At 63.7% G+C, this 25,478-nt stretch carries 28 protein-coding genes, 1 tRNA gene and 1 riboswitch; of the genes, 7 read left to right on the top strand and 22 right to left on the bottom strand.

The genetic code is table 11. The features are described 5' to 3' along the window. Positions 1–294 precede the first annotated feature (294 nt). Positions 295–822 (bottom strand): DUF6647 family protein, encoded by a 528-nt coding sequence (locus tag EU800_RS07100; protein WP_129630038.1) that lies wholly within the window; start codon positions 820–822, stop codon positions 295–297. Between the two features lie 648 nt (positions 823–1,470). On the opposite strand from EU800_RS07100, the gene EU800_RS07105 reads away from it, so the two are divergent. Continuing rightward, positions 1,471–1,665, top strand: coding sequence for a hypothetical protein (locus EU800_RS07105; RefSeq protein WP_129630040.1), 195 nt, complete (start codon positions 1,471–1,473; stop codon positions 1,663–1,665). A gap of 387 nt (positions 1,666–2,052) precedes the next feature. Continuing rightward, positions 2,053–2,844, top strand: coding sequence for a DUF1194 domain-containing protein (locus tag EU800_RS07110; RefSeq protein ID WP_129630042.1), 792 nt, complete (start codon positions 2,053–2,055; stop codon positions 2,842–2,844). Between the two features lie 327 nt (positions 2,845–3,171). On the opposite strand, the gene EU800_RS07115 is transcribed toward EU800_RS07110, so the two are convergent. Together EU800_RS07115 and EU800_RS07120 are read right to left on the bottom strand one after the other, a co-directional pair. After that, entirely contained in the window at positions 3,172–4,977 is a 1,806-nt protein-coding gene (locus tag EU800_RS07115; RefSeq protein WP_129630044.1) for an amidohydrolase, read from the bottom strand. Positions 4,978–5,327: 350 nt separating this feature from the next. Then, complete coding sequence (locus EU800_RS07120) at positions 5,328–5,522, bottom strand: hypothetical protein (protein WP_129630046.1); 195 nt, start codon at positions 5,520–5,522, stop codon at positions 5,328–5,330. 361 nt (positions 5,523–5,883) lie between these two features. On the opposite strand from EU800_RS07120, the gene EU800_RS07130 reads away from it, so the two are divergent. Further along, a complete protein-coding gene (locus EU800_RS07130; protein WP_129630050.1) occupies positions 5,884–6,126 on the top strand; it encodes a helix-turn-helix transcriptional regulator in 243 nt (80 codons plus the stop codon). A gap of 579 nt (positions 6,127–6,705) precedes the next feature. Here the strand turns inward: EU800_RS07130 and EU800_RS07135 are convergent. Further along, a tRNA-Arg gene (locus EU800_RS07135) sits at positions 6,706–6,782 on the bottom strand. Positions 6,783–6,951: 169 nt separating this feature from the next. Between EU800_RS07135 and EU800_RS07140 the strand changes: the two genes are divergently transcribed. After that, entirely contained in the window at positions 6,952–8,034 is a 1,083-nt protein-coding gene (locus EU800_RS07140) for a hypothetical protein (RefSeq protein WP_165354585.1), read from the top strand. A gap of 19 nt (positions 8,035–8,053) precedes the next feature. On the opposite strand, the gene EU800_RS07145 is transcribed toward EU800_RS07140, so the two are convergent. The 11 genes from EU800_RS07145 to EU800_RS07190 all read right to left on the bottom strand — a co-directional run bounded on the left by EU800_RS07145 (position 8,054) and on the right by EU800_RS07190 (position 16,622). Further along, positions 8,054–9,274, bottom strand: a complete 1,221-nt coding sequence (locus EU800_RS07145; RefSeq protein WP_129630054.1) for a cysteine desulfurase — start codon at positions 9,272–9,274, stop codon at positions 8,054–8,056. Continuing rightward, complete coding sequence (locus EU800_RS07150; RefSeq protein WP_129630056.1) at positions 9,267–9,881, bottom strand: Yip1 family protein; 615 nt, start codon at positions 9,879–9,881, stop codon at positions 9,267–9,269. Before EU800_RS07150 ends, EU800_RS07145 begins: the two co-directional genes overlap by 8 nt. A gap of 10 nt (positions 9,882–9,891) precedes the next feature. Then, positions 9,892–10,398: a YIP1 family protein gene (locus EU800_RS07155; protein WP_129630058.1), complete on the bottom strand. Its 507-nt coding sequence runs from the start codon at positions 10,396–10,398 to the stop codon at positions 9,892–9,894. Between the two features lie 4 nt (positions 10,399–10,402). Further along, entirely contained in the window at positions 10,403–11,704 is a 1,302-nt protein-coding gene (locus EU800_RS07160; RefSeq protein WP_129630060.1) for a SufD family Fe-S cluster assembly protein, read from the bottom strand. 1 nt (position 11,705) lies between these two features. Then, complete coding sequence (gene sufC / locus EU800_RS07165; protein WP_129630062.1) at positions 11,706–12,461, bottom strand: Fe-S cluster assembly ATPase SufC; 756 nt, start codon at positions 12,459–12,461, stop codon at positions 11,706–11,708. Between the two features lie 179 nt (positions 12,462–12,640). Beyond that, positions 12,641–12,946, bottom strand: a complete 306-nt coding sequence (locus EU800_RS07170) for a hypothetical protein (protein WP_129630064.1) — start codon at positions 12,944–12,946, stop codon at positions 12,641–12,643. Between the two features lie 76 nt (positions 12,947–13,022). Next, positions 13,023–13,334, bottom strand: coding sequence for a heavy metal-binding domain-containing protein (locus EU800_RS07175; RefSeq protein ID WP_129630066.1), 312 nt, complete (start codon positions 13,332–13,334; stop codon positions 13,023–13,025). Then, a complete protein-coding gene (locus tag EU800_RS27895) occupies positions 13,331–13,462 on the bottom strand; it encodes a hypothetical protein (protein WP_256369758.1) in 132 nt (43 codons plus the stop codon). The genes EU800_RS07175 and EU800_RS27895 overlap by 4 nt, the downstream gene beginning before the upstream one ends. Positions 13,463–13,483: 21 nt before the next feature. Next, positions 13,484–15,007 carry a Fe-S cluster assembly protein SufB gene (gene sufB, locus EU800_RS07180; protein ID WP_129630068.1) on the bottom strand — a complete coding sequence of 508 codons (1,524 nt, stop codon included), beginning with the start codon at positions 15,005–15,007 and terminating at the stop codon, positions 13,484–13,486. 26 nt (positions 15,008–15,033) lie between these two features. Further along, positions 15,034–16,077, bottom strand: coding sequence for a cysteine desulfurase family protein (locus EU800_RS07185; RefSeq protein WP_129630070.1), 1,044 nt, complete (start codon positions 16,075–16,077; stop codon positions 15,034–15,036). Positions 16,078–16,148: 71 nt separating this feature from the next. After that, on the bottom strand, positions 16,149–16,622 hold the full coding sequence (locus EU800_RS07190; RefSeq protein WP_129630072.1) for an Rrf2 family transcriptional regulator: 474 nt from the start codon (positions 16,620–16,622) through the stop codon (positions 16,149–16,151). A gap of 154 nt (positions 16,623–16,776) precedes the next feature. Here EU800_RS07190 and EU800_RS07195 point away from each other — a divergent pair, with 154 nt between their 5' ends. The 3 genes from EU800_RS07195 to EU800_RS07205 all read left to right on the top strand — a co-directional run bounded on the left by EU800_RS07195 (position 16,777) and on the right by EU800_RS07205 (position 18,027). Further along, on the top strand, positions 16,777–17,430 hold the full coding sequence (locus EU800_RS07195; RefSeq protein WP_129630074.1) for an alpha/beta hydrolase: 654 nt from the start codon (positions 16,777–16,779) through the stop codon (positions 17,428–17,430). Between the two features lie 7 nt (positions 17,431–17,437). Then, a complete protein-coding gene (locus EU800_RS07200) occupies positions 17,438–17,656 on the top strand; it encodes a hypothetical protein (RefSeq protein ID WP_129630076.1) in 219 nt (72 codons plus the stop codon). 176 nt (positions 17,657–17,832) lie between these two features. Continuing rightward, positions 17,833–18,027 carry a hypothetical protein gene (locus EU800_RS07205; RefSeq protein ID WP_129630078.1) on the top strand — a complete coding sequence of 65 codons (195 nt, stop codon included), beginning with the start codon at positions 17,833–17,835 and terminating at the stop codon, positions 18,025–18,027. A 112-nt stretch (positions 18,028–18,139) separates the two neighbouring features. Here EU800_RS07205 and metK read toward each other — a convergent pair whose 3' ends face one another. The 7 genes from metK to EU800_RS07240 form a co-directional block, all read right to left on the bottom strand. Then, positions 18,140–19,309 (bottom strand): methionine adenosyltransferase, encoded by a 1,170-nt coding sequence (metK, locus tag EU800_RS07210; RefSeq protein ID WP_129630080.1) that lies wholly within the window; start codon positions 19,307–19,309, stop codon positions 18,140–18,142. A 3-nt stretch (positions 19,310–19,312) separates the two neighbouring features. Then, a riboswitch (SAM-SAH riboswitch) is annotated at positions 19,313–19,364 on the bottom strand. An 11-nt stretch (positions 19,365–19,375) separates the two neighbouring features. Further along, positions 19,376–20,932 (bottom strand): apolipoprotein N-acyltransferase, encoded by a 1,557-nt coding sequence (lnt, locus tag EU800_RS07215; RefSeq protein ID WP_129630081.1) that lies wholly within the window; start codon positions 20,930–20,932, stop codon positions 19,376–19,378. A 14-nt stretch (positions 20,933–20,946) separates the two neighbouring features. After that, the gene (locus EU800_RS07220) at positions 20,947–21,888 is read right to left on the bottom strand and encodes a hemolysin family protein (RefSeq protein WP_129630084.1); all 942 of its coding nucleotides are present in this window, start codon (positions 21,886–21,888) and stop codon (positions 20,947–20,949) included. Positions 21,889–21,926: 38 nt separating this feature from the next. After that, positions 21,927–22,427, bottom strand: a complete 501-nt coding sequence (gene ybeY / locus EU800_RS07225; RefSeq protein ID WP_129630086.1) for an rRNA maturation RNase YbeY — start codon at positions 22,425–22,427, stop codon at positions 21,927–21,929. A 105-nt stretch (positions 22,428–22,532) separates the two neighbouring features. Continuing rightward, the gene (locus tag EU800_RS07230; protein WP_129630088.1) at positions 22,533–23,549 is read right to left on the bottom strand and encodes a PhoH family protein; all 1,017 of its coding nucleotides are present in this window, start codon (positions 23,547–23,549) and stop codon (positions 22,533–22,535) included. A gap of 676 nt (positions 23,550–24,225) precedes the next feature. Next, the gene (locus EU800_RS07235) at positions 24,226–24,843 is read right to left on the bottom strand and encodes a peptidylprolyl isomerase (protein WP_129630090.1); all 618 of its coding nucleotides are present in this window, start codon (positions 24,841–24,843) and stop codon (positions 24,226–24,228) included. Continuing rightward, a complete protein-coding gene (locus tag EU800_RS07240; protein WP_129630092.1) occupies positions 24,833–25,336 on the bottom strand; it encodes a peptidylprolyl isomerase in 504 nt (167 codons plus the stop codon). Before EU800_RS07240 ends, EU800_RS07235 begins: the two co-directional genes overlap by 11 nt. Positions 25,337–25,478: the final 142 nt, after the last annotated feature.

Consider the following 25,478-nt stretch of genomic DNA (forward strand, 5'->3'; position numbering starts at 1 on the left):
GGGTCCGGTTCTCGGCAAGCAGCTGTGCATCGCGTGGGAGCGAAAGGTGACGCTGCTCGCGAAGCGATCGGCTGCAAAGTCGGCGAACTTGCCATTGGCGGCCGCGCCGGGCGAGACCGGCCCCCCCTTGTCTAACAAGTTGGCTTTCTGCGCATAACTGCCGTTCGCGTTTCTTGGGCTTTTTGCAATTGCGGCATCACTTCGGGAGGGATGATCGATTGCAAGTCGCCATTAAAGGAAGAATAGGCGCCCCTCATAGTTCACTCTTCTTTGGCGGATATGCGCCAACAATAGTCAGAACCAGTAATAAGAACAGGTAGTCAGCACCAGGAGTGTAAAGTCATCGATGCCAATGGCAGTCTGCAGATCCAGATTCCACTGCTTGAGCCACACGGCTTGGACTGCGTAAGCCTCTTTCTCGCCATGCTCGGCGCAGGCAAAGCGTCTTCCGGTCACGGCATGAGCATGATGAACAAACTCATGGACGAGGACGGACAGGGACGCCGGGTCGAGACCTTTCCAAGTATCTGATACGAGCACATGTCGACTCGCACTATCGTAGAGTGCTTCGATGCCCACGGCTGGTGGCACCGAGACGTCACTGCCGTACCGAAGGCTGACGAGAATTTCCTCCGGAACAGCACAAATCCATGGCGGCTTGCCTTCAACATCAATTTCCATTTTGTCGGTAACCCATGTCCATAGGTCTGTTGCCTCCGCAACCTGGACCGTGTGCGTGCTTTGGGACAGAAAAAGACAGTTATCAGCCGTAGCACAATTCGGCCACGACGCCGATAACCCTGCCAGAAGCATCCAGCGCATGGTGTTCTCCCCCGAGGTAAAGGAGGTGGAGACATTGTCGCACACCCGCGCAAGCCGGGCGCGACTGTTTATCGATCCAAAAAGCTGTTTCACTGTGATTCCGATCAAATCACCGTGTTTCTGTCATCGACCTGCCGAAGTCGGCGGCAGGTCGGTCCTCGGCATCTGATCTGGATATTCTGCGCGGCGTCGGGAAAGCTGGATTCTCCGCTGCCTATTCCGCCCATCTGCCGCCTCAGGTTTTTCCGAAATCAATTGCGAGTTTGGCTCGATATTGGCGCAGCGCTGCGACGTGGGCTCGCCGCTCTCTCGCTGCCTTCTTCCGGCATCCTTCGCAGCAATACTGTGCATCCACGCGCCGCCAATCCGGCAAGGCACCACCGCACCAGCGACACGTCCAGTCGTCACGAGCGAGACGGCGCAGCATCGCCACGGCGCGCTTACGCCGGTTTCCGTTGTTTCCGGTACCAAAATAGGCTTGGAAATAGACGGTCGGGCGGTCTGCGTCCTCGTCTATCCAGAGGGCTTCGGGGTCAGGTCCAGGCATCGGCATTCCCTTTTTCAGCACCCATAGCCGGGTCAAGTCGCTTGAAAGGCTATCGGTTGAGAATATACCTGCTATAGAACAAACGAGGAACAGTAACCATCATGTCCCGACGCAGACAACGCGGTAGCGTGGATGACTTGCTGCCCGATGACATTGTGCCCTGGGCGAGAGAAGTCTGGCGCGACCGGCAGGAACTTGCGAAACTGGATGGCGGGCCGTGGATGCTCAGGACGGCCGCCGACGCGCTGGGCATCGACCAGGAAGAGGTGGACAAGCTGCGTAGGTCGAAGCAATGAAATCGCTCGCGTCGGCTTCAACCTACAAGGCCGCTCCCTGCGCAATCCTGCCGTTGGCAGGTCACGGCACCTCGCACACGCAGCATGGTTTGCGGTTCCTGAACGGGAGACGTTGATCGGTCTGCGCGTTCCGGGACGATCCGGTCGGGCATTCCGATAGCATCCGGTCAGTGATTCCAATTTGATCCGGTCACGGATTCCGGGACATCCGGTCACCGGCATCTACTCCTGCGCGCACTCAAGCGAGCGCCAATGTCGTGAAGGCACAAACGACCCCGGCCGTGCCGATGGCCGAGAATCGAGGTTTGTGATAAGCTCAAGAAGACAGGTTGAAAGATTGCGCGGTCATCCATCCTTGAATGTTGCCTATCTCGGGGACGTCTATTCATGGACGCCAGGACTTCAATTTCCGCGATTTTGGGAGTCGGGTTCGCGCTCGGGCTCGGCAGCGCTGAGACATTCGCTGAGGGCTGCAGTCTGGCACCGGTTCTTGCGATGGATGCATCAAAAAGTATGGATAGCTCGGACTTCGAACTCGAGTTTCATGGCACGGCCGCAGCTCTGAGAAGTGCGGAAGTTCAGGCAGCCATCCTCGGCCAAGCCGCGCCGGTAGCTTTGAGCGCCTTTGAATGGAGCGGGCAGAATTACCAGCAGTTGGTGCATGACTGGTCGATCCTTCGATCCCGTGAGGACATCGAAGAATTTGCTAGCGCTCTGGAAAACCATGAGCGCGGAGGGCTTGGTCAAAAGACCGGGATGGGATCGGCTCTGGATTTCTCTTATGCTCTTCTGGAAGAGGGGCCCGGATGTGTCCGAGAAGTGGTCGATATCTCAAGTGATGGATACAGCAGTGACGGGATGACCCCAGGCGAGTTCTACGCCGGGAAAAGCCCTACAGAGGTAACCGTAAATGCGCTCGTTGTCGGTGGGAAATCTCGACCTCATCTTTGGGACTACTTCACCGGAGAAGTAATACATGGTCCGGGCGCATTCAGCCTGGCCACAATCGGATTTTCGGACTACCCGCGGGCTATCAAGAAGAAGCTGTTGCGTGAACTTAGCCCCGCCTACTCATCTGACTCTCTCGAACCATTTGTCTTCGGCGCATTAAGCACCCGTCCGGTCCGTGACTCTGGCCTCCGTTTCGGGCTTGCCGCCATTCGCCACGCGTTGCGTTAACGTCTAACCCCGGGGCCAAACGCTCGCCCGATACGATTGCATTGCCGCACCTGTGAAAAGGACGCAGAACGATGTCGGCTTGGCACAGTTCACTGCAGTTGGGGTTGTCGGTTCAGTCCTGGTTGTCATCGGACTGGATCGAACGGCGGGTTTGCCGACCTAGCAGCCGTTCGCTGCCAGCGCAGCAATTCTCGGCGTCGTCACTCAACGGCGGTCCATGCGAGGAAAAGCCGGACGTTCGCGGCGACCCACAACAATGGAAAGTCAGCGGACCAAGTGGCCACTGACGGTGACAGTCGCCAGCGGCTCGTTACCCGCTCCGGAGGACTAAATGTGCGGACTGAGTCCGTCGTACATTGCGTGGAGGAACTGGTCGGCCATGACCGGATCGAATGCGAAATTCGGTCTGGTCAGTTCGCCTTTCTGCACGCCCTCTTCAGCTTCGTAAATGACTTCGTCTTCCTTGATCGTTGCCAGCACACGGATCGTGTCGAGCGATTCCGGGTCCACGGTGGTTGGATCGTCTGACAGAAGCACGAAGTCGGCGAACTTACCCGCCTCGATCGAACCCTTGTCGTCCTCTTCGAAGTGCTGCCAGGCGGGCCAGATCGTCAGCGCCTTGAGTGCTGTCATCACGTCGACCCGCTGGTGCGGCCCCAGGATGTCTCCGGACCGGGTCCGTCGCGTCACTGTTGCATCGAGGATTCGCATGCTGTCGGGGAAGGCGACGGGAGCGTCATGGTGCGAGCCAAACATCAAGTCGCGCTCCACCAGCCAACCCGTCGGTGAGATGTTCTCGGCATTTACCGGCCCAACGGTGTGGTCGCGATGCCAGTCTCCCCAGTAAAAGGTGTGCATCGGGAAGAGCGACGAGAACACTCCGAGTTCCTTGAAACTGTCTACCTGGTCCTCTCGCTGGAACTGTCCGTGGATCAGGACCGGTCGATTGCCGGGGTCCCCGTATTCCGCCTGCGCTGCTCGCAATGCCGCGATAAGCATGTCAGATGCGCCTTCACCGTTGGCGTGGGTAATGATCTGGATGCCGTTCGCATAGCACCAGTTCACCGCATTCTGGACCTGTTCCATTGTAACTGCAGCGTAGCCCGCATAGCCGGGAGGGTAGTCGCCTACCGGATCATAGTAGGGCCGGTCGCGAAGCGCCGTGAATCCCTGCGGCGAGCCGTCGATGGTAAGCTTGCAGCCGCCGACCCGAACATGGCCGGTGTACTCCCTCGATACGTTCGCATCGATGTAGTCCTGCGCTTCGAGAATGTCCGGAAAGGCAACGACGTCGATGGGTAACGCTCCCACACTGTCGATCCTCTTCAGGGCCTCGACCACACCGCCGGAAGAGCGGCCGTCCTGCCCGGTGGTGTAGCCAAAACTTGCCCAGAGCTCGGCACCAGCGCGGGCAAACGAGTTGAGGCCCTCGTCGCCAAGGTTCGCGAGCAGCGGTACGAGCACAGTGAAGAACGCGTACTCCTCCAGCACTCCGTTCGGCTCTCCATCCGAACCACGCTGGATTACGCCGCCCGCCGGGTTCTCAGTCGATGCGTCGATTCCGGCCCTTTCCAGCGCCTTGGAGTTGGCGACGCCGAGATGACCCGATTGGTGCACGATCACGACCGCGTACTCTGTCGAGACGGCATCAAGATCCTCGCGCGTCGGGTGCCGGAGTTCCGCGAGTTGCGCATTGTCGTAGCCAAAGCCGATGATCATCTTCACCGTTTCGACCACCTCGGCGTTGCCTTCCGCCCACCCTGACAGGGTCGCCTGCAGGCTGGGGATGTCGGTAACATCGCCGTCGGGCGGCGCCAGAAGGTTGGCCGACAGCGCCTGCAGGCCGCCCATGACCACGTGCCCGTGGCTGTCGACGAAGCCCGGAAGCATCGTCCGCCCATCGAGGTCGAACACCTCAGTTGTGTCACTCTGATGCGAGGTAACTTCAGCGAGAGGACCAACGGCGAGGATGCGCCCGTCCTTTACTGCTACGGCCTCTACCCGCGGCTTCTCATCGTCGATCGTCAGGATCGGACCGCCGGTATAGATCGTGTCGGCAAATTCTTGGGCACTCGCGGCTCCGGCTGCAACCGCCAAACTCGCCAGATAGACAAGGTTCAAAAATCCTGGCATCAGTGAATTCCTCCCCACATCACTCGATCAAGACACAGCAGTAGGTCATGACGCCAGTCAGTCATGACGCCAGTCACACGCACAACGAAGGGTGCCGCGTCCAGTATTCACGTTTGGAACAACTTTCTCCGGGAGCAGAAAAAAATTGCTTTAGGCTCGATCCAGAACTTCGCCGCCCCGGGAACAAGTGGCAGCTTTCGGGTCAACTAGGATGCTGCACGAGCGAAGCTCTCATTGGCCGCGATCGGCAGCTATGCGCAGTGAGCTGCCGTCGGCGTCGTTGCTGGCGCACCGGCATCGCCGCCCGCGCCGGAAGGGCAAGTTTGCCGACGAAGCCGACGCGGGCGATTTCATTTCTTCGACCCAAGCAGCTTGTCCACCTCTTCTTGGTCGATGCCCAGCCCTTCGGTGGCCTTCCTGAGCATCCACGGCCCGCCGTCTAGCTTGGCGAGTTCCACCCGGTCACGCCAGACATCCCTCGCCCAGGGCACAATGTCATCGGGCAGCAAGTCATCCACGCTGCCGCGTTGTCTGCGTCGGGACATGATGGTTATTGTTCCTCATTTGTTCTATGGTAGGTATATTCTCAACCGATAGCCTTTCAAGCGACTTGACCCGTCTATAGGTGCCGAAAAAGGGAATGCCGATGCCTGGACCTGACCCCGAAGCCCTCTGGATTGACGAGGAGGCAGACCGTCCGACCGTCACGTACCAAGCCTATTGCTGGACAGGGAACAACGGAAACCGTCGCAAGCGCGCCATTGCGATGCTGCGCCGTCTCGCTCGCGGCGACTGGACGTGTCGCTGGTGCGGTGATGCCTTGCCGGATTGGCGGCGCGTGGATGCGCGGTATTGCTGCGAAGGATGCCGGAAGAGGGCGGCGCGGAGTAGGAGGATGTATCGCAGATGAGCGACCGCGCTTTCCGATGCATGAGCGGCGCGGATCTGGCGGCCATTCGAAAGTTCGCCGGACTGTCTCAGTCCAGGTTGGCGGAACGCGCTGGTATTGGGCGCCATGCCGTTAGCTATTGGGAGACCAAGCCCGTCGTGGACCTGAAGGGCTGGGCACCTGGGCGAATGTTCAAGGTGCTCGGCATCGAGGTCTTGCCGTATTTTCGACACCGTCCACGCGCGCGCGAACGCACCTGATTGAGTCTGAACGTCGCTGGGCCTGAGATAACTCGCCCTGCCAGCTCACAAGGTGACACCACCCCTTAACCTGACGTTAACCGTCTTGGGCTTGTATGGCTCCTGTGGCTATAGGGGGATGCCATGCGTGGGAAAGACTTGGACGCGGTTCGTACGCGTCCGTTACTGCTTACGTCGCCAGGAACGCAACTTCCGCACCTGTCCAAGACCTATGTTGATGCCCAGTTCGAGCGCTTCGCAAAGGAGTTCCTTCACTCCAAGGCGTCCGGCGAGCGGGCCATCGTTCGTTCGGTATCCTGGCGGTTCTTGAGCGCGAGACGCTGAAACACAGAGCGGGGAGTGCTCGTGTCGGCGCGATGTATGCTTGTCCAGTTCCTCCGGCCATGCACATCAGAAGGCGACGACGACAAGTCAGACCATGCCCGAAGCAGAAGAACGACGACTAAGATGCCGAAAATGGTGGCCGTACGTTCCGACGTTTTCCGGCGGGTTCCAGCCTCACAAGGGGGAATTATTGGGGGAACGACGAAATGTAAAAGGCGGATTTCATCACTAAATCAATGGATTAAATAAAATTAATGGCGGTCGCTACAGGATTCGAACCTGTGACCTTCGCCTTCGGAGGGCGACACTCTATCCAGCTGAGCTAAGCGACCGTCGTGGGCGGGACGTAACAAGTCGCGGCGGGCTTTGCAAGCGCCTGCGTATGGTCCCGACTGGATTACTCGGCTTCGGGACTTTCGGATGGCCACGACCGCGCAGAGGCTTGCTTTTGCGGTCAATATCACATGTCCTTGCAGAAGCGGTCAAATCACGAGGAATGACGTGGCCACGATCCTTAGCAGATGGACCGGTTATCTGATCGCAGCGCTCTTGGTGATCGCGCCCACGGCCGCACCAGGCGACACGAACCTCGACGCGCTTGTCGCCGGTATCGCGCCCGAGGCGCCGCTCGAAGTCGCCGTCGGCGTCGAGATCACCCAGATCACCGGAGTAGATCAGAGAGCCGAGAATTTCGGCGTTGTCGCGCGCATCCGGATGCGCTGGCAGGACCCCGACCTGGCCTTCGACGAAGCGACGGAAGGGACCCGCCTCAAGTCGATGAAGAGTGACGATTTCAACGTCCTTGCCCGCAGGATGGGCATCAACCTGCCCGCTTTCACGATCGAGAACCAGCAGTCGCGAAGTTTCGAGAAAGCCAGTGTCGTCAACTGGTTCGCCGACGGCACGGCAATCTTCCTGCAGGAAGTCATCCTGACATTGCAGGCGCCGGATTTCGATTTCGTCCAGTTCCCCTTCGACAGCCAGAAATTCTATTTCCGGATCATCGCCAACGGGCCGGTCAGCTTCGTCCGCCTGGTCCCGTTGCAGGGCGCCAGCGGACTGGGCGACACGCTGGGCGAAGAGGAATGGGTGGTTGCCTCGGACTGGACCGAGGTGGACGAAGTGACCGGCCTCTCGGGCCTGACCAGTTCGCGCTTCTCGCTCGGTTTCGAGGCCCACCGCCACCTTCTCTACTATTGGGCGCGGATCTTCGTGCCTGTGATCCTGCTGACGCTGATCGGCTGGGCCAACCTCTTCCTCGAGGAATACCGCCGCCGGATCGACATCGCGACCGGCAACCTTCTCGCACTGATCGCCTATAACTTCACCATCTCGGGCGACCTGCCGCGGCTTGGCTACCTGACCTTCCTCGACGCACTGATGATGGCCATCTTCATCATCTCGGTCGGCTCGGTGGTCTACAACGTGGCGTTGAGGCGATTGTCGATGACCGGTCTGGAGGCACGGGCGCGCGCGATCGACTGGCACGTCACATGGTGGGGATACCCGGCGCTCTTCGTGCTAACCATCGGCATTTTGCGCCAGGTCTTCTTCGCCGAGTCGGTCTTCATCCATCTCCGCTAGTGGCAGCGGCGCTTGCGGCTCACGCGAAAAGCTCGTGGCAGAGCTCCAGCGCCTCAACCAGCACGTCCACCTCCTGATGCGTGTTGTAGAGGCCAAAGGAAGCCCGGCAGGTGGCCGTCAGTCCGAGATGTTCCATCAACGGGCCGGCGCAGTGGTGTCCCGCGCGCACCGCGACACCCTTCTTGTCAAGGACAGTGGAGATGTCGTGCGGATGCGCCCCGCCCGCGAGCGTGAAGGAGAAGATCGCGCCCTTGGTCGCCGAGGTCCCCTGAAGATCGAGCCAGTTAATCCCGCCGAGCCGCGCCATCGCATAGTCGCGCAGCCCCCGCTCATGTGCGGCCACGTTCTCCATACCGAGCGCCATCAGGTATTCGAGCGCCGCGCCGAGCCCGATTTGCGAGACGATGGCGGGCGTGCCGGCCTCGAATTTCATCGGCGGGTCGGCATAGTCCACCCCGTCCTTGCGCACGTCGCGGATCATGTCGCCGCCACCGAGGAAAGGCCGCATCTCCGCCATCCGCTCCTTGCGGATATGGATCGCGCCCGACCCCGAGGGGCCATAGAGCTTGTGCCCGGTGACGGCATAGAAATCCGCGCCTATGCTGTCGAGATCGACCGGCCCGTGCACCGCCGCCTGAGAGCCGTCGACCAGCACCGGCACGCCGCGGGCATGGGCGCCGGCGACGATGGTGGCGACGTCGACCACCGTGCCGAGCACGTTCGACATATGGGTGATCGCGACAAGCTTGGTCCGCGGGCTTATGGCATCGAGCACCGCGTCCGGATCGAGATCGCCCTTCGCATCGACATCGACCCATTTCAGAACCACGCCCTGCCGTTCCCGCAGGAAATGCCAGGGCACGATATTGGCGTGATGCTCCATGACAGAGAGCACGATCTCGTCGCCCGGCTCCAGCCGCGGCGCGGCCCATGCATAGGAGACCAGATTGATCCCCTCGGTGGAGCCGGAGGTCATGACGATCTCCTCCGGGTCCCGCACCCCGAGGAACCGCGCGACAATCTTCCGCACGCCTTCGTATCGCTCGGTCGAGATGTTGGAGAGCGTGTGAAGGCCGCGGTGGACGTTGGCGTATTCCTCGGCATAGCCCCTGGTGATCGCGTCGATGACCACCTGAGGCTTCTGCGCCGAGGCGCCGTTGTCGAGATAGACGAGCGGCTTGCCGTTCACTTCGCGGGAGAGGATCGGGAAATCGCGGCGCACCTTGGCGACGTCATACATGGGGTGTGCCTCCGAGGAAGATCGCCGCAAGAATCCCGGTCAGGACCGAAACCGCGAGCAGCAGGGCAAAGAAGCTGACGAGGATCATCCCGAAGACAGCCACCGGGTTGGCGAATCCGTGCAGCGCGCAGATGAACTGCGTCAGCACGTAGAAATAGAGAACGATCATCGCGATCAGCAGGAGCGACAGGATCGGCGGGAAGATCAGGCCGGCCAGGATGCCGGCGAGCGCCACCGAGAGCAGGAAGATCTGGTGCCAGGCGACCAAGGCCAGCGCGCCCTCGAGCGTCCCGGTGCCGCCGAAGAAGCGGCCGATCCAGGTAATCGCGAAAACCGTGATCACCGCGCTGAGTGTCTGGCCGATAGCGACCGGAATCGGCTGGGCATACATCTCCTGCAACGCCATTGTCGCCGGGTCGGTCGGGTCGGCCGGTGCGGCGAGCATCAGACCGACAACGGCGATCACCGTAATCACGACACCCAGGAACAGCGCCTCCCAGAGCACGTTCGGCGGCAGGCGGAGGCCGAGGATACGCTCCGCTGTCCGGCGCGGGGCGCGGAGCGTCTGCCAAACGAGGACGGGTATGGAGGGAATCTCTGTGCTCATGAAAATGCCTTCAGCGCGCCGGCTCTCTTTCGGCCTCGACGAGCGATATGACCCACAGGGCGCAGAACGCAACCCCGACGACGAAATCCGCGGCCATCAGCGCAGGGCCCGGACCGAACCCGGTTTCGACGAGGCCGCGCAGCAGCATCAGCGGCGAGACGGCGAGCACGGTCCAGAACAGCGCGGCGCGGGAGCCGCGGGTGTCGCCGCGGCCGCCGAAGGCGCGGGCAGCCAGATGGGCCAGCGCCGCAAGACCGTAGAACAGCAGCGGCCAGACGAACAGCCAGCCGAAAAACGTGATACCGAGTATCGCTTCCCGCGGGGGTGCATCCGGCGCCACGACCGGCAGCGCGAGGAGCCCCGGCACCTGACCGACGAAGATGATGAAACATCCCGCCAGCAGGTAGACCAGCAGCCGTGCCTCCGGCCGGTCGTCGCCGCTCAGCGCGCCGAGCAGGCGCCGGATCACCGCGCGCGGCGCCCGGTAGGTCCGGAGGATCTCGCCTGTGGCCGACATGGCCTCAACCGTTGCGCCGGCGGTGCAGCCAACCCTCGAGCCGGCTGAGCACATCGGCGGCGATGACCGGGTCTTCGATCTCCTCGAGCGCCTCGGCAACAAAGGCGATGACCATGAGATCGGTCGCCTCGGCCTTCGGCACGCCACGCGAGCGCAGGTAGAAGAGCCCCTCCTCGTCGATCGCCCCGGAGGTCGACCCGTGCGAGCAGGCGACGTCGTCGGCATAGATCTCGAGTTCGGGCTTGGCGAGGAACTGGCTGTCTTCGTCGAGCAGCAGCGACTGGCTGATCTGGTAGCCATCGGTCTTCTGCGCCACCGGCGTTACCAGGATCTTGCCCTGGAAGACACCTACCGCGCCGTTCCGCAGCACCTTCTTGAAGACCTGCCGGCTTTCGCAGTTCACCGCGTCATGGGTGATAAAGACGGTGTCGTCATGGTGGAAATCCTTGCCGTCGCCGAGGCAGGCGCCGGCCACATGCGCCACCGCATCGTCGCCAGTGAACTCGATCACCGCCTCGTTGCGCGTCAGCGCCCCGTTCACCGTGAGCGTGAAGCTCTTGAAAGTGCTCTCCTTGCCGAGCCGCGCAAAGATATGCGTCGCCGCCCGGCGCTCATGCGCCCGCCCCTGCGTGCGCACATGGTGGAAGGCGCCGCCATCGGCTACCTCGACCTCAAGCACCTTGCTGAGCCGGCCGGCCGCCGGGCCGTTTTCCAGAAGCGTCAGGTCCGCCCCTGCCTCAACCTTGACGAGGTTGTGGATCATCACATCGGTGTCCAGCGCCTCCTGAAGATAGCTCAGGTTCACCGGCTTAGCGGCCTTTCCGGTCACCCGGATCACCACGCCCTCGGTGGCATAGGCGGTGTTGAGCGCCGCCAAAGGCCGTTCGACCGGTGCCTGACCGCGCGCCTCGAGCACGCCATAGAGGTCGCGCGCCCAGTGGATGTCCTTCGCCGCGACACCGGCCAGCGGCTCGATTTCGACGCCCCCGATCGCCGGGTCGTCCGACCGGGCGGGGTCGAACACACCGTCCACGAAGACGAGGTTGACCCGATCGATATCGCCGAAAACGGCCGATTCATAAGGCGCAAAGGTCGCCGCCTTGGGTGCCTGGGGTGCCACCAAAGTCTCCGGACGGGTGTATTTCCAGTATTCGTCGCGCGGATGCGGCAGGCCCATCGCCTCGACTCGCGCCTTCGCCGCGCCGCGGGCCTCGCGCGCCCAGGCGCCGCCTTCGGGCAGGTTCAGCGCAGAGAGCCGCGCCGCGGTCGCGTCCGATTTCTGCTGTTTCTTCTGCGGCAGCGCCATCTTACGCCTCCTCGGCCAGGATGTCGGCATAGCCCTCGTGCTCGACCTCGAGCGCGAGCTCCGGACCGCCGGTCTTCACGATCCGACCATCGGCCATGATATGCACCACGTCCGGTTTGATGTGGTCGAGCAGCCGCTGGTAGTGGGTGATGACGAGGAAGGAGCGCCCCTCGCTGCGAAGCGCGTTCACGCCCTCGGCCACCAGCTTCATCGCGTCCACGTCGAGCCCGGAATCGGTCTCGTCAAGAATGCACATCTTCGGCTCCAGCAGCGCCATCTGCAGGATCTCGTTGCGCTTCTTCTCGCCACCCGAGAAGCCCACGTTCACCGGGCGCTTCAGCATATCGGCGTCGATCTTCAGCGCCTTGGCTTTCTCGCGAATGAGCTTGAGGAAGTCTGCCGAACTGATCTCGTCCTCGCCGCGCAGCTTGCGCTGCGCATTGAGCGCGGTGCGCAGGAAGGTCATATTGCCGACCCCCGGAATCTCGACCGGGTACTGGAAGGCAAGAAACAGCCCCGCCGCAGCCCGCTCCTCGGGCTCCATGTCGAGCAGGTCTTGGCCATCCATGCTGGCCGACCCCTTGGTAACCTCGTAGCCGTCACGCCCCGAGAGCACGTAGCTCAGCGTCGACTTGCCCGACCCGTTCGGCCCCATGATCGCATGCACCTTGCCGTCCTCGACCGTCAGGTCCACGCCCTTGAGGATCTTCTTCCCCTCTTCCGCGAGTTCGACGTGCAGGTTCCTGATTTCCAGCATTTTCAATCCTCATGCCAAGAGAGCCGTGCGCCCCAAGGCGCCGGCTCGATATGTATCACTCAGGCGGACTGCGGAGGCCAAGGCCCACGCAACGCCGTCCATCGGGGCGATGCCCCCAGTCTTGTTCTGTTCGAAATTTCCCCTGCCGGAAGCACGATCCGCAGAATCGTTCCGGCGCGTCAGGCGTCCGTCACGCTCTCCGGAAGCGGCAGGTCCTCGACCGGAAGCTTCTCCAGCACGCCGGTCACTGCCGAGAAATCGCCCGCCATGAACTCGCTGTAGAGTTCCGGCTGGACCTTGGAGAAGGCCAGAAGGACGCCGAGGCTGATGGTCAGGAAGAGAACGAGACTCACGGTCCGCTGGCGCGCCCGGAACATGCCCGACGGGCGATGGCGCCGTCCGCCATGAATGACGCCCTCGGGCGCCCAGGTCCTGCCGCACTCGATCCGGTGCACGCGATCCATGAATGCCTGGTCTGCCGGCATGTTTCCTTCCCCACAGCTCCCTGCCACGCGAAGATCCTGCCGCTGAAAACGGGCGATATTTCGACGGAATCGGCACTTAAGAAAGCCTTACAGCCGTGCCGGAAGCCGAGACCATGAGCATGTTGTTGATCACCTCGTAGTCGAGGTCCACTCCCACCACGGCATTGGCCCCGAGCGCCGCGGCGCGCTCCTCGAGCTCCCGGATCGCGGTTTCGCGCGCCTCACCGAGGCTCTTCTCATAGGCGCCCGAGCGCCCTCCCATGATGTCGGTGATGCCCGCGAAAACATCGCGGAACACATTTGCGCCCAGAATCGCCTCGCCGACGACGATGCCGAGATAGGCGTCGATCTGGCGGCCCTGGATGGCGGGCGTAGTGGTCACGATCATGTCTCGTCTCCTTCGCTGTCGCGCAGGCCGTCGGTGTCTTCGCCCGGGACGTGCCGATGCACGGTCCGGATATCCGGTCCGGCCGGTAGCCCCTCCCGCGTGTCAATCTGCAGGACCGGGTCGGTCATCCTTGCCTCCTGGGTCCGGCGTCAGCCCACAGAGCCTTCGAGCGAGATCGCCACGAGTTGCTGCGCCTCGAGCGCGAACTCCATCGGCAGCGCCTGCAACACCTCCCGGCAGAAGCCGTTGACCACGAGCGCCACCGCCTCCTCCTCGTCCATGCCGCGGCTCCGGCAATAGAAGAGCTGATCGTCATCGACCTTCGACGTGGTGGCCTCATGCTCTGCGCGCGAGGAATTGTTCTTCACCTCGATATACGGAACCGTGTGCGCGCCGCATTCGCCACCGATCAGCAGGCTGTCGCATTGCGTGTAGTTGCGCGATTCCTTCGCCTTCGGGTGCATCGAGACCAGCCCGCGGTAGACGTTTTGCGACTTGCCGGCCGAAATACCCTTCGAGACGATCCTGCTCTTCGAGTTCCGCCCCAGATGCACCATCTTGGTGCCGGTATCGGCCTGCTGGTGGTTGTTGGTGATGGCGATGGAATAGAATTCGCCCTGGCTCTCCTCGCCCCTCAGCACGCAGGACGGGTATTTCCAGGTGATCGCCGAGCCGGTTTCGACCTGGGTCCACATCACCTTGGAGCGCGCGCCGCGGCAGTCGGCCCGCTTGGTGACGAAGTTGTAGATCCCGCCCTTGCCGTTCTCGTCGCCGGGGAACCAGTTCTGCACCGTGGAGTATTTCACCTCGGCATCATCGAGGACCACGATTTCGACCACCGCGGCATGGAGCTGCGCCACGTCGCGCTGCGGCGCGGTGCAGCCCTCGAGATAGGAGACATAGGCCTCCTTGTCGGCGATGATGAGCGTGCGCTCGAACTGGCCGGTATTCTCGGCATTGATCCGGAAATAGGTCGAAAGCTCCATCGGGCAGCGCGTGCCGGGCGGCACGTAGACGAAGGAGCCGTCGGAGAAGACGGCCGAGTTCAGCGTGGCGAAGAAATTGTCCGTCACCGGCACGACCGAGCCGAGATATTTCTTCACGAGCTCGGGATGCTCGCGGATCGCCTCGGAGATCGAACAGAAGATCACGCCGGCCTCGGCCAGTTCCTTCTTGAAGGTCGTGCCCACCGAGACCGAATCGAAGACCGCGTCCACCGCGACCTTTCGGCCCTCCTCCGGAGTCGCGCCCGCGCCCTCGATCCCGGCGAGAATCGCCTGCTCCTTCAGCGGGATACCGAGCTTGGCATAGGTCTCCAAAAGCTTCGGGTCGACCTCGTCGAGCGATTTCGGCCTCTCCTTCATCGAGGCGGGCCGGGCATAGTAATACTGGTCCTGGTAGTCGATCTCCGGGATCTTCAGCATCGCCCATTCGGGCATTTCCATCTGCTGCCAGCGCCGGAACGCCTCGAGGCGCCACTCGAGCATCCACTCCGGTTCCTCGTTGCGCTCCGAGATCAGCCGCACGATGTCCTCGTTCAGCCCCTTCGGCGCGCGCTCCTCCTCGATCTCGGTGTTCCAGCCGTATTTGTAGGCGCCCATGTTCTGGACGGTCTCGACGGTCTCCCGATCCACGCCCTCGCGGACTTCAAGCTCTTCCTTCACACCCGTCATCGTCCATCCAATCCTGTCACCGGCGCTCAGCGCGCCCTGGCCTTCATCTTGCGATACTGCGCGCCCCAGGCATCCGCGAAGCGCAGCACGTCTTCTTCTGTCGTCAGCGGGCCGAGCGATACCCGGATCGCGCAACTCGCCTCGCCCTCGTCAAACCCCATCGCGCGCAGCACCCGGCTCGCCCTGACCTTGCCCGACGAACACGCCGAACCCGCCGAAATGGCGAAGCCCGCAAGGTCCATCTGCATCACCTGGGTCTCGCCGCGCCACCCCGACACCACCAGGCAGGTCGTGTTGGGGAGTCGCCGCGCCGATTTCCCGACAAAAATACTATCTTCGGCGGAAGTTTCCAGCGCTTTTTCTAGAATCCTTCTAAGTTTTTCGACCCGCTCCCAGACGCCGGCCTCCAGATCGCGCTGCGCTGCCTCCGCAGCGGCGCCGAACCCGGCGATGCCGATGACGTTCTCCGTGCCTGCGCGCCGCCCCATCTCCTGTCCACCACCGCGCAGGCGTGCCGCGATCTCCAGCCCGCGCTTCAGGACCAGCGCCCCCACGCCCTTCGGCCCGCCGAGCTTGTGGGCCGAGACAAGCGCCATCTCGACACCTGACCAGTCGAAGGCCAGCGGGATCTTTCCGAATCCCTGGGTCATGTCGCTGAGCGCCAGCCCCTCGGGCAGGTCCTGGATCACGCCGGTTTCGGAGTTCGCCAGCTGGAGCACGGACCGTGCCGGGTCCCGGACCTCCACCCGCCCGTTGCCATCGGCCGGCAACGACGGATCGATCCAGGCGCCCACTGCATCATGCTCGATACCACTTCCCAGAAGACCACGACCCTCCAGCGCCAGAGCTGCCGCCTCGGTCGCCCCGGAGGTGAAGACGATATCGGCGGCCTGCGCGCCAAGCGCCTCGGCCACCTGCCGCCGCGCCCGCTCGACGAGCCCCTTCGCCGCCCGGCCCTCGGCATGGACCGACGACGGGTTGCCCACCAGGTCCATGGCCGCGATCATCGCTTCCTTCGCCTCCGGGCGAAGCGGCGCCGTGGCGTTCCAGTCGAGATAGCATCTTTTCATCGCCGAACCCGACCTTTCCTTACGGCTGCATGACGTGCGTCGGCAGGACCGCGCTCGGTGGACGCACTGCCTCAGGCGTCCTCGATTTCTTCATCCTCGAGCTGAAACAGCGAGGGCACGGCGGGACAGGGTGCGAGCGAGTTGCCGACGACATCCGAAAGCCGCGCCTGATGCAGGAAGACATAGACATGCGCCGAAAACCCCTCCCACAGCCGGTTGTTGAGAGACTGCGCCCGGCTGCCGCTGACACCGCCCTTGGCGCCCGCACCGGTGTGCAGCGCGCTCACCGTCTCGTCGACGGCCGCCAGCACCTCCGACACCCGGATCCGCTCCGCAGGCCGCCCGAGCCGGTAGCCGCCGCCGGGGCCGCGCACCGATTCCACGAGCCCGGCCCGGCGCAGCTTGACGAAGAGCTGCTCGAGATAGGGAAGCGAAATGTCCTGCCGATCGGAGATCTCCGAAAGCGTCACCAGACTGTCCCCCGGCGCCAGCGCCAGATCCGTCAGCGCCACCATCGCGTAGCGTCCCTTGGTGCTGAGTTTCATGCCCCGCTCTCCCGCAAAGGTTGACGCCACCGGCATGTGAGCTTAACTGCGTCTCGCTGCGCAGTTTTCCCGCGGCGGCAATGCAATCGATCTAGTTTGCCTGACCGAAAGGGTCAACCGACGGCGCAGGCATGCGACAAGGAAAAAGGCGCACATGCCCGAGGTGATCTTTCCCGGCCCCGAAGGGCGGCTCGAGGGCCGCTACCACCCGCAGAAGGAAAAGGACGCCCCTATCGCGATCATCCTGCACCCGCATCCCCAGTTCGGCGGCACGATGAACAACAAGGTCGTCTACAACCTTCATTACACCTTCCACCGGATGGGCTTCACCGTGCTGCGGTTCAATTTCCGCGGCGTCGGCCGGAGTCAGGGCGAATACGATCAGGGGATCGGCGAGCTTTCGGACGCCGCATCGGCGCTCGACTACCTGCAGTCGATGAACCAGAATGCCAAGCATTGCTGGGTCGCGGGTTTCTCCTTCGGCGCCTGGATCGGCATGCAGCTCTTGATGCGGCGGCCCGAGATCACCGGATTCATCTCGGTCAGCCCGCCGGCCAACATGTATGATTTCTCCTTCCTCGCCCCCTGCCCCTCCTCGGGACTCATCATCAACGGCAGCGCCGATCGCGTGGCGCCGCCGCGCGACACGCAGGCGCTGGTGGCGAAGCTGCACGAGCAGAAGGGCATCACCATCACCCATGAGGAGATGGAGGGCGCAGGGCATTTCTTCGAAGATCCTTACATGCAGCCAATGCTGGACCATGTCGACAGCTACGTGCGCCGCCGGCTGACCGAAAACACGCGCTGAGGAAGAGATGGGCGTTCTGGAGGATCTCGCCGACAGCCTCGCTGCCGACGCCATCGAAGCCGCCGAGACACTTGGCAACGACGACATCCTCGAGGAGGTCGCCAAGCAGCTCGGTGCGACGTCCCAGACCATGGAAGAGAACTATCGCACGTCGCTCCGCGTTCGCCTCGCCGAACGCCGGGCTCGGCGCTTCCTCACGAGCCGATTGGCCTCGCTGGACGGTTGATCAGGGTGACCTAACGTCATCCAGCCAGTATTTCGCTCAGTTCGCCTAAATTCTCAGCAGATCACTTGCCATCGCGGGAGACGGCCCTCGCGAGCGCCCGCCTCGGTTGCCCCGCATCACAGAACAGTCACAGGCTTGCGGGAGGGAGGATGTCCTGAAAACAGGAAGGACCCGCCATGTGTCTCTCCCCCGAAGCCCTGATGCTCTTTCTCTCCCTGCTGCCGCAGCACATCGTCGAGACCGGCCCGGACCGGATCGTCGTCCATGCCGAGCTCCGCGACGCGGTCTGGCTTGCGCGCGAGGAGGAGTGGTGTACCGCCGCCCCGCAGGTCGACGCCGCCCTGCGGGGCGGCGTGGGTCAAGAGGTCTGATCGACCGCGCCGGACCACGTCTGGCTGGCCGGTAAACGTGCCGCACACATATCACGAAAACGCCCGCCTCGCGACGGAGGCGGGCGACATGAGCCGGGACGAAGTTCCGGGTTCAGACCACGGCCTTCTTCAGCGCGTCGACGAGGTCGGTTTTTTCCCAGCTGAAACCACCGTCCGCCTCCGGTGCGCGGCCGAAATGGCCATAGGCCGCCGTGCGCTCGTAAATCGGCTTGTTCAGGTCGAGATGGGTGCGGATGCCGAGCGGCGTCAGGTCCATCACCTTGCTCACGGCGGCCTCGATCGCCGCCTCGTCCACCGTGCCGGTGCCGTAAGTGTCGACATAGATCGACAGTGGCTTGGCAACGCCGATCGCATAGCTCAGCTGCAGGGCGCACCGCTTGGCCATGCCGGCGGCGACGATGTTTTTGGCCAGATAGCGCGCGGCATAGGCCGCCGAGCGGTCGACCTTGGTCGGGTCCTTGCCCGAGAAGGCACCACCACCATGCGGGGCAGCGCCCCCATAGGTATCGACGATGATCTTGCGCCCCGTGAGGCCCGCATCGCCGTCCGGCCCTCCGATCACGAAGGTGCCGGTCGGGTTGACCCACCATTCGGTCTTCGCGGTGATCCAGTCCCTGGGAAGCACTTCGCGGATATAGGGCTCCACGATGGCGCGGATGTCGTCCGAGGTCTGGCTTTCGTCCGAATGCTGGGTCGAGAGCACGATCGACGTCACCTCAACCGGTTCGCCCCCCTCGTAGCGGATCGAGAGCTGCGACTTCGCGTCTGGCCTGAGGCTCGGTTCCGCGCCGGACTTGCGCACCTCCGCCAGTCGCCGGAGGATGGCGTGGGCATACTGGATCGGCGCCGGCATCAGCTCCGGCGTCTCGTCGACGGCATAGCCGAACATGATCCCCTGGTCGCCCGCGCCCTCGCGGTCGACGCCCTGCGCGATATGCGCTGACTGCTCGTGGAGGAAATTCAACACCCGGCAGGTGTTCCAGTGAAACTGGTCCTGCTCGTAGCCGATGTCCCGGATACAATCGCGGGCGATCTGGCCGATGCTGCCCATGAAGGTCTTCATCCGCCCTTCGTCGCTAAGCCCGACTTCGCCGCCGATGACCACCATGCCCGAGGTCGCGAAGGTTTCGCAGGCGACACGCGCCTGAGATTCCTCGGCAAGGAACGCGTCGAGGACGGCATCGGAGATCCGGTCACAGACCTTGTCGGGATGCCCCTCCGAAACGGATTCGGAGGTAAATGTGTAGTTCGCGCGGGACATGAGTGCTCCATTGGTCCAGAAATGGCGCCACGTCAGGAAGCCGTTGTGGCGTTTGTCCGGATGTGACTATGCGCCTCCGCCCGGCCGGTCAACAGAAAGCCGACGGCGCGACCAAATGGCAAGGGCCGCAGCCGCAGCGGCAAGGAGCGCAAGAACCGGCACGTCGCCGAAACGAACATAGGGCGTGGCGGCAAGCGCCGCCGGGAGCCGGGCATCGAGCTTGCCCGCCTCGCCGAGCGGCAACGCTCCGGTCACCCGGCCATAGGGGTCGATCGCGGCGGAGATCCCGGTATTGGCCGCGCGCATCAGCGGCAGGCCCTGCTCGACCGCCCTGAGCCGGGCAAGCGCGAGATGTTGCCAGGGGCCCGCAGCGCGGCCGAACCAGGCGTCATTTGTGATCTGGACGATCCAGTCGGCACGCCCCGGCGCGCGGGCGATCTCATCGGGAAAGATCACTTCGTAACAAATCAGCGGCAGCACCTGCCCCGCCGCCTCGAGGTCGAGCAGCCGCGGCCCCGGCCCCGCTGTGTAGCCCCCCGTCTCGTTCGCAGCGAGGCCGAAAATCCCGAACTGCGCGAAGACCGACAGGAAGGGCATGTATTCGCCGAACGGAACGAGGTGATGCTTGTCGTAGCGGTCCATCAGATGGCTGTCGGGCGCGACCACGGCGAGACTGTTGAACCACTCCGCGTCGGCGGTCCGGTGTTGTAGCCCCGCGAGGACCAGCGCCCCCTGCCCGGCGTCCGACATCTGCACGAAGGCCGGGGCGGCGGCCTCCAGTATCCAGGGGACGGAGGTCTCGGGCCAGATCACCACATCGGGGCGCGGCACATCGGGCTCCGGCGGTGCGGCGGTAAGCGCGAGTTGGCGTTCGTAAAAGACCGGGATCATCTCGGGCGCCCATTTCAGGTGCTGCGGCGCGTTGGGCTGGATCAGGCGAACCGTGACGGCCGGATCGGCAGGCACCGCGGCACCGGCGGGCAGGCGCAGCATGCCCCAGCCGCCTGGAAGTGCCACAAGCGCGATGCCTGCAAGCGTGCCGATCGCGGCGTGGCGCGCGCCTACGAGGCTCGGCAGAGCGGCGGCGGTCAGCGTCAGGAGAGTCAGGCCATGGGCACCGACCAGAGCAGCGGCCTGCATCTGCGGCGCGCCGATCCAGATATGACCGATCAGCGCCCATGGAAAACCGGTGAAGATGACCGAGCGTAGAATCTCGGCACTGGTCAGCGTCAGGACGAGCCAGCCCGCGCGCAGACGCGGCGATGGCCCGATCCGCGCCGCGATCCCCCCGGCGGCTGCCCAGAACAGAGCCAGCCCACCAGACAGCAGGGCCAGCGCGAACGGCGCCATCCAGCCGTCGCGGGCAATATCCACGAGAAAGGGTTCGACGATCCAGAACAGGGCGCCCGCGAAATGGCCCGTGCCAAAGGCCCAGCCACGGCGCGCGGCGCGTCGCCAGCTGTCAGGACGGGAGATCAGGGCGATCGCGCCGGCATAGGCCGCGAGCGCGCCCCAGGCCCAGCCGAGCGGCGCCTGCCCGGTGGCGGCGACAAGGCCGAGCGCGAAACACAGCGTAACGGGCGTTCGCACGGCCGCGGCCGTCCTCGGCAGAAGGCCGCTCATGCCGTGCTCACGGGTTATTCGGCAGCAGGACGCAGATGCGGAGAGATCTGGCCCGGTCCCGGCGCCGGGGCCGACCCGGGCAGCCGCACGCGCAGCCGCTTGATCCGCCTCGGGTCGGCATCGACCACCTCGAACTGCGCGCCGGAGGGATGCGGGATCACCTCACCACGCGCCGGCACCCGGCCGATCTCCATGAAGACCAGCCCGCCCAGCGTATCGATCTCCTCCTCGTCGCCCTCCTCGGCGAGCTTCATGCCGATCTCGGATTCGAACTCCTCGAGCGGCGCGCGGGCCAGCGCGAGATAGGAGCCCGGACGTTCCTGCGTCCAGAAGGCCTCCTCGTCGATATCGTGCTCGTCCGCGATTTCGCCGATCACCTGTTCGATAAGGTCTTCGATCGTCACGAGACCGTCGACACCGCCATATTCGTCGATCACCAGCGCCATGTGCTGCCGGTCCGCCTGCATCTTCTGCAGCAGCACCCCGATCGGCATCGAGGGCGGCGCGAAGATCAGCGGGCGAAGCATACCGGCGAGGTGGAAGCTGTCGGCGTCATGACCGTTGAAGCCGTGGCTGAGCGCCACGTCCTTGAGGTGCACGAGGCCCAGCGGATTGTCGATCGTGCCGTCATAAACCGGAAGCCGCGTATTGCCGCTTTCGCGAAACACGCTGACGAGATCGTCGAGCGCGATATCGACCGGAACCGAGACGATCTCGACCCGTGGAATGGCCACGTCCTCGACCCGCATGCGGCGCAGGTTCGCCATCCCGCGCCGAAAACCGTCGGTGGCAGCCTGCGCAGGTCCCGTGGTCGGTTCATCGAAGTGATCTGATTGGGCAGCGTCGTAGCCGCCAAGAAACCCCGCCACCCGGCGGAGCAAGCCCTGTCTCGGGGCTATCTGGGGGTCCTGCGCGCCGCGCGCTGCTCCAGGAGACCCGTCGTCTGTGTCGCCCATCTTACCTTTCCAACAAGCGCCGGCCCGAGCGGCACCCCTCAATACGGGTCCGGCAGACCGAGTTCGCGAAGTATCGCAACCTCGAGGCCCTCCATCAAGAGGGCATCTTCATCGCAGATGTGGTCATACCCCAACAAATGCAACAGACCATGAACAATCAGATGCGTGACATGATCCCGGAGTGGTTTTCCTGCCGCTTCGGCCTCACGCACGCAGGTCTCCCAGGCAAGCGCAATATCGCCGAGAAAGGCCGGCTCGCCGGGAAAACCCGCCTCAGGTCGCGCCGGCTGGCCGCCGGGAGTCTCCGGCGAGAGGTCTTCGGCCGGCCAGGAGAGCACGTTGGTCGGGGCGTCCCGATCGCGAAAATCGGCGTTGAGCCGGGCGATCCGGGCGTCATCCGTGGCCAGCAGCGACAGCTCAGCCGCCTCGGTCAGAGCAAGATGGCGCAGTGTGGCCTCCGCCGCCTGGTTGGCAAGCACTTCCAGGCCGAGCGCCTCCCATGCCTCCGCCTCGATCACGATATCGACGGTCGCGACCATCTCGCCTCCCCGACCGGGCGGGAGCTTCCCTGTCGTTTCTTCTGCTTGGAAATTTCCCGGGGGGAGCGCTCGCAAGAGCGCGCGGGGCAGCGCCCCCCACCCCTCTCAGCCCTGCGCATAATCCGCGTCATAGGCCTCGATGATCTTGGCCACCAGCGGATGCCGGACCACGTCCTTGGAGGTGAAATAGTTGAAGGCGATGCCCTCGATCGAGCTCAGCAGTTTCTCCGCCTCGGCAAGCCCGCTGGTCACGCCCCGCGGCAGGTCGACCTGCGTACGGTCGCCAGTGACGACCATCCGGCTCCCCTCGCCGAGCCGCGTCAGGAACATCTTCATCTGCATCGTCGTCGCGTTCTGCGCCTCGTCAAGCACAACCGCGGCGTTGGCCAGCGTCCGGCCCCGCATAAAGGCCAGCGGCGCGACCTCGATCTTCTTCTCCTCCTTCAGCTTGGCCACTTGCCGAGAGGGCAGGAAATCGTTCAGCGCGTCGTAGAGCGGCTGCATGTAGGGATCGACTTTCTCCTCCTGCGTGCCCGGCAGGAAACCCAGCCGCTCGCCCGCCTCCACCGCCGGCCGGCAGAGGATGATCCGGTCGACATGGCCGCCGATGAAAAGGTTCACCGCCACCGCCACCGCGAGATAGGTTTTGCCGGTACCCGCCGGGCCGATGCCGAAACAGAGCTCGTGGCTCATCAGGCTGCGAACATAGGCCTTCTGCGCCGCCGTGCGCGGTTCGACGATCTTCTTGCGGGTCTTGATCTCGACCTGTCCGCCCTGGAACATCTCGAGCTGGTCCGCCGGCCGCGGCGCCGCCAGATCCTCGAGCGTGCCGAGCCGGATCGCGCCGTCTATATCGCCGGGTTCCAGCGACCGCCCCGCCTCGAGCCGCACATAGAGTTCCTGCAGGATCACCGAGCCCTTCGCCCGCGCCTCGCTGTCGCCGATCAGCGCCAGCTGATTGCCCCGGCGGATGATCTGAAGTCCGAGCTGATGCTCGATCTGGGAAAGGTTACGGTCGAATTCGCCGCAGAGTTCGACAAGAAGACGATTGTCAGGAAATTCCAGAGGCGTCTCGATGATCTCTTCGGCTCTGGTCGGGTCGGTCAGGGCGCTGATTCCCAAAAATGACGCTCCACTGCTCGGGTTGTCTCGCCCCCATGCTGACCGGGCTTTCGGATTCGGGCAAGCACCGGATACGAAATTTCACGCGAGTGACACAAAATACGCCCCCAAAGGCGACAATTTGCCGGATATGTTGTGGACCAGCGCGGCCAAGCGGGCTTGCTCGGGGCGGCGCGTCTCTTCCCCGGTTCGGCTGCGCCTGCCACATGGTCTGAAAATACGGCCGCAAATGCACCCGTTCCTGCCTCGATCCTTCCCGTTTTGCGGGCGGCAGCCTTTGGTTCGCGGCGAACAGGATCCGATCCCGCGCCCGTTCCAACAGCTTGGGTCGAGGCCCGGGCACCGGCGCCCGCCGGACCGGAAGGACAAGGATTTGACGACAGGATTGATTGCCGTGGCGCGCTGCGAAATGTCGATGCCCGGGACCGTCCCACCCCGATCTTCATCAAGGACCTCGTCGAACTCGGCTCCACATACCCGCAGGCCGCCGCGATCGGCGAGCGGATCTGTCGCGACAAGCGTAGCATCGGATATGGAACGTATCGGCCCGACGCGATGCGCGCGATACTGCGCAGGACGCCTCCGGGAAGCTGAGTTCGCGTCGGGGGTCCGGCTCGAACGGTCGGTGGCAGCGCCGCCGCCATGCAGCGGCGCGCGTTGAGATAAAGCGTTCGAGTCAGGGCTGAACGGTCGCTGTCCCGATCCTGTCGGGGGCGTCGACAGCCCCATTGGCGGCCGCCTTCCCCTTCTTGATCGCGTCCACCACGTCCATTCCGTCAACCACCCGGCCGACAACGGTATATTGTCCGTTGAGGTGCGGGGCCGGCGCGAACATGATGAAGAACTGGCTGTTCGCCGAGTCCGGATTCTGCGACCGCGCCATGCCGACCGTGCCGCGCTCGAACGGCTCGTTTGAGAATTCCGCCGGCAGGTCCGGCAAATCCGAACCACCCATGCCGGCCCGCGAGGTGTCGCCGCCGGCGCGGCCGAATTGCACGTCACCGGTCTGGGCCATGAACCCGTCGATCACCCGGTGAAAGACGACGCCGTTATAGGCGCCCTCCTCGGCCAGGGTCACGAGACGGTCGACATGTTTGGGCGCGAGTTCGGGCAGCAGGTCGATCACGATCCGGCCCTGCACGCCGCCCACCACTGTGAGCACGAGGTTGGGGCCGGGGCCGTCCTCGGCCGCCGTCGCGGGCGACAGCGCCCCGCTCTGGACCAGCGCGAAGATCGCGAGCACGGCGAGCCCGGCGGCAAAGATCCCGCCGGCGATCAGACGGTCACGCAACATCGACGGCCACCTTTACGGAAATCATCCTGTCGGGGCTCGCGGGCGGCTCGCCGCGGGTGATCGCATCGACATGCTCCATGCCGTCGATCACCCGGCCGTAAACCGTGTACTGGCCGGTGAGGAAGTCATTGTCAGTGAAGTTGATGAAGAACTGGCTGTTGGCCGAGTTCGGGTTCTGCGACCGGGCGGCGCCGATCGTGCCGCGGCCATGCGGCAGCTTGGAGAACTCCGCCGGCAGATCCGGCAGGTCCGAGCCGCCGCGACCGGCCATGCGCACATCGGCGTCGGCCTTGCCGAACTGCACGTCGCCGGTCTGGGCCATGAAGCCGTCGATGACGCGGTGGAACACCACATTGTCATAGGCACCGGCGCGGGCGAGCTCCTTCATCCGCTCGCAATGCGCGGGTGCCACGTCAGGCAGGAGCTCGATGACGACGTTGCCGTCCTCAAGCTCGATGATGACGGTGTTCTCCGGATCCTTGATCTCGGCCATGGGCATCTCCTTCCTTGTCCTTTGCGGGTATCCTCCCGCGAATTTGGCGCGACCCTAAACCGCGTTAGCGGAAACCGGAAGCCCATAGCTGCGTCCCCGAGCATGGGGTATGCGTGGCGCGACTCTCATGAAGGAGCATCGC

Source organism: Tropicimonas sp. IMCC6043 (assembly GCF_004146235.1).
GTDB lineage: Bacteria > Pseudomonadota > Alphaproteobacteria > Rhodobacterales > Rhodobacteraceae > Tropicimonas.

Bases quoted from the DNA above. Each gene is read 5' to 3' on its own strand.
- EU800_RS07100 (WP_129630038.1), bottom strand. From the start codon at position 822: ATGCGCTGGATGCTTCTGGCAGGGTTATCGGCGTCGTGGCCGAATTGT.
- EU800_RS07105 (WP_129630040.1), top strand. From the start codon at position 1,471: ATGTCCCGACGCAGACAACGCGGTAGCGTGGATGACTTGCTGCCCGAT.
- EU800_RS07110 (WP_129630042.1), top strand. From the start codon at position 2,053: ATGGACGCCAGGACTTCAATTTCCGCGATTTTGGGAGTCGGGTTCGCG.
- EU800_RS07115 (WP_129630044.1), bottom strand. From the start codon at position 4,977: ATGCCAGGATTTTTGAACCTTGTCTATCTGGCGAGTTTGGCGGTTGCA.
- EU800_RS07120 (WP_129630046.1), bottom strand. From the start codon at position 5,522: ATGTCCCGACGCAGACAACGCGGCAGCGTGGATGACTTGCTGCCCGAT.
- EU800_RS07130 (WP_129630050.1), top strand. From the start codon at position 5,884: ATGAGCGACCGCGCTTTCCGATGCATGAGCGGCGCGGATCTGGCGGCC.
- EU800_RS07145 (WP_129630054.1), bottom strand. From the start codon at position 9,274: ATGTATGACGTCGCCAAGGTGCGCCGCGATTTCCCGATCCTCTCCCGC.
- EU800_RS07150 (WP_129630056.1), bottom strand. From the start codon at position 9,881: ATGAGCACAGAGATTCCCTCCATACCCGTCCTCGTTTGGCAGACGCTC.
- EU800_RS07155 (WP_129630058.1), bottom strand. From the start codon at position 10,398: ATGTCGGCCACAGGCGAGATCCTCCGGACCTACCGGGCGCCGCGCGCG.
- EU800_RS07160 (WP_129630060.1), bottom strand. From the start codon at position 11,704: ATGGCGCTGCCGCAGAAGAAACAGCAGAAATCGGACGCGACCGCGGCG.
- sufC (WP_129630062.1), bottom strand. From the start codon at position 12,461: ATGCTGGAAATCAGGAACCTGCACGTCGAACTCGCGGAAGAGGGGAAG.
- EU800_RS07170 (WP_129630064.1), bottom strand. From the start codon at position 12,946: ATGCCGGCAGACCAGGCATTCATGGATCGCGTGCACCGGATCGAGTGC.
- EU800_RS07175 (WP_129630066.1), bottom strand. From the start codon at position 13,334: ATGATCGTGACCACTACGCCCGCCATCCAGGGCCGCCAGATCGACGCC.
- EU800_RS27895 (WP_256369758.1), bottom strand. From the start codon at position 13,462: ATGACCGACCCGGTCCTGCAGATTGACACGCGGGAGGGGCTACCGGCC.
- sufB (WP_129630068.1), bottom strand. From the start codon at position 15,007: ATGACGGGTGTGAAGGAAGAGCTTGAAGTCCGCGAGGGCGTGGATCGG.
- EU800_RS07185 (WP_129630070.1), bottom strand. From the start codon at position 16,077: ATGAAAAGATGCTATCTCGACTGGAACGCCACGGCGCCGCTTCGCCCG.
- EU800_RS07190 (WP_129630072.1), bottom strand. From the start codon at position 16,622: ATGAAACTCAGCACCAAGGGACGCTACGCGATGGTGGCGCTGACGGAT.
- EU800_RS07195 (WP_129630074.1), top strand. From the start codon at position 16,777: ATGCCCGAGGTGATCTTTCCCGGCCCCGAAGGGCGGCTCGAGGGCCGC.
- EU800_RS07200 (WP_129630076.1), top strand. From the start codon at position 17,438: ATGGGCGTTCTGGAGGATCTCGCCGACAGCCTCGCTGCCGACGCCATC.
- EU800_RS07205 (WP_129630078.1), top strand. From the start codon at position 17,833: ATGTGTCTCTCCCCCGAAGCCCTGATGCTCTTTCTCTCCCTGCTGCCG.
- metK (WP_129630080.1), bottom strand. From the start codon at position 19,309: ATGTCCCGCGCGAACTACACATTTACCTCCGAATCCGTTTCGGAGGGG.
- lnt (WP_129630081.1), bottom strand. From the start codon at position 20,932: ATGAGCGGCCTTCTGCCGAGGACGGCCGCGGCCGTGCGAACGCCCGTT.
- EU800_RS07220 (WP_129630084.1), bottom strand. From the start codon at position 21,888: ATGGGCGACACAGACGACGGGTCTCCTGGAGCAGCGCGCGGCGCGCAG.
- ybeY (WP_129630086.1), bottom strand. From the start codon at position 22,427: ATGGTCGCGACCGTCGATATCGTGATCGAGGCGGAGGCATGGGAGGCG.
- EU800_RS07235 (WP_129630090.1), bottom strand. From the start codon at position 24,843: ATGTTGCGTGACCGTCTGATCGCCGGCGGGATCTTTGCCGCCGGGCTC.
- EU800_RS07240 (WP_129630092.1), bottom strand. From the start codon at position 25,336: ATGGCCGAGATCAAGGATCCGGAGAACACCGTCATCATCGAGCTTGAG.